At 60.8% G+C, this 237-nt stretch carries 1 protein-coding gene; it reads right to left on the bottom strand.

Going from position 1 to position 237, the window contains the following annotated elements; genetic code table 11:
* Positions 1–237, bottom strand: a 237-nt coding sequence (locus KZZ06_RS22200; protein WP_219582059.1) for a malate:quinone oxidoreductase, incomplete at both ends; no start/stop codon positions are given.

The following is a 237-nucleotide window of genomic DNA, read 5'->3' as shown; positions in this document are numbered from 1 at the left end:
GGGAAATCTGGAACGCTTCGTTGATCTCGACCGCTTTCGGGATCTCAACGGTGCCGTCCTTGTTTTCCGGGGTGTAGTTCAGCTCAGCCAGGGCTGAGTGACCGGTACCGGCGTTGTTCCAGCCGTTGGAGCTTTCTTCAGCCACGCCATCGAGGCGCTCGACCATCTCCATCGACCAGTCCGGCTGCAGCTCATTGAGCCACACACCCAGGGTCGCACTCATGATGCCGCCGCCGA

The sequence above is a fragment of the Sulfitobacter sp. CW3 genome (assembly GCF_019392245.1).
Lineage (GTDB): Bacteria > Pseudomonadota > Alphaproteobacteria > Rhodobacterales > Rhodobacteraceae > Sulfitobacter.
The sequence above is the reverse complement of the archived record's forward strand: the minus strand, read 5'-3'. Positions and strand labels throughout refer to the sequence as shown.